Here is a 1,502-nt window from a genome sequence, read left to right as displayed (position 1 = left end):
GCTGTTCCTGATGCCCTCCTGGGTGGTGTCTTCTGCTCCGGTCCAGGTCCGCCGGGTGTCGCTTCCGACAGTCCCGGCGTCCCCGGCGCCTGCGTCGCGTAGGGACGGTGCGCTTCGCTGTCGCACCGGCACGTGCTCTGGCCATGCCGGTAGTCCCCCGCAGGCCGAGGCCCGGCGTGGGTGTGAGGCGCGGAGGCGTCCTCGGGCGGAGGATCCGGCCACGCCGCCTCCGGCGGGTCGCACTCCCCGGGCCGCCGTTCGCGAGCCCTACGCTCACCGGTTCCACAGCCGCGAGACTCCTCATCGAGAAGTCGGGTCGCGGCGTAACCGGAGCCGGAGCCAGGGGAGGGGCCGGTGACAGGCGCGGTGGCGGAATCAGTGGCGGGGGCGGCCGCGGCTTCCCGCACGTCACCGAGGCCGGTCTGTGCGGGCTCGCGAGCGTCGTCGGTGCTTTCGGCACTGGCGTGCGCAGCGCTTGGGGCAGCGGCATCGTTTCCCGCACCGGCATCGCTTCCCGCACTGGCATCTGCCTCGGTCCCGGCCTTGGCAGTGGCGAACTCCTCCGGGGTGTCGAGGTCGTCGGCGTCAGCGGGCGTCGGGTCGCCCGTGTCGTCCCGGCTTTCCTCGAAGTCCTCGGCATCCCGCGCGTCTTCGGCGTGGTCGGTGGTGTCGTCGGCCTGGCTCGGCTCGTCAGTGGTCCCGGCAGGGTCGGGGGCGTAGTCGCTGGGGGTGCTGTCGCCGAGGTCTGCGAAGTGGTCGCTGACCTCGTCGTCGGCGGCAGGGTCAGCAGGGTCTTCGGTGGCCGGGTCGGTCTCTTCGGTGGCCGGGTCGGCGGGGTATGGGTTGTCGTCGCTGGGGTCGCTGGGGTCGCTGGGGTCGCTGGGGTCGGTGGGGTTGGTGGGGTCGGTGGGGAGGGATTCGGCGCTGACCACGACGAGGAGTTCGGCGGCGATCTTCTGCTCCAGCAGGGCGATCAGCGCGTCGGCCTGGCGTACCGTCAGCGGGCGGTCATCCCCCTGTGCCCTCAGCTTGGCGTACGCCTGCAACAAGGCCATCAACCGGGCGCCGGCCTCACGCGGCAGGTAGAACTCTCCTTCCACGCCGCCGCCCTTGCCCGGGCGGACCCGCAGGAACCGCCGCCCGTAATCGGCCCGCTCATCGCGTTCTTCCCCATCGGGGTCGAGCACCGCCCGCAGGTGGCGGCCGGCCTTGGCGACCTCCGCCGCCCCCGCTTTGGCGGCCAGGTCCACCAGGATCGGCTCCGCCAGGCCGGCCTGCTCGTCGGTTAGTCCGGCCACAGCGGCGCAGATGGCCTCCACCACCCCCGCCGCCAGCTCACCCGTGGCGAACTTCTCCCGCACGACGGGGAGGCGCGGCAGTTCCGCCCCCAACGTGAGCAGGCAGCCCGCACCGCCCACCGTCATCCCCCCACTGGTGCGCAACCAGCACCGGGTGGAGGCATGCCCATGCTGCCTGGCCTGCCCCGCCCGATGCACCCGCCC

General features: G+C 73.0%; 1 protein-coding gene. It reads right to left on the bottom strand.

Features of this window, described 5'->3' with window-relative positions:
* Positions 1-1,496, bottom strand: a 1,496-nt coding sequence (locus FLV34_RS39205; RefSeq protein WP_261986081.1) for a DUF222 domain-containing protein, incomplete at its 3' end; no start/stop codon positions are given.
* Between the last annotated feature and the right edge of the window lie 6 nt (positions 1,497-1,502).

Source organism: Microbispora sp. CSR-4 (genome assembly GCF_008033685.1).
Classification (GTDB): Bacteria; Actinomycetota; Actinomycetes; order Streptosporangiales; family Streptosporangiaceae; genus Microbispora.
This window is presented reverse-complemented; position numbering and strand designations above follow the sequence as displayed.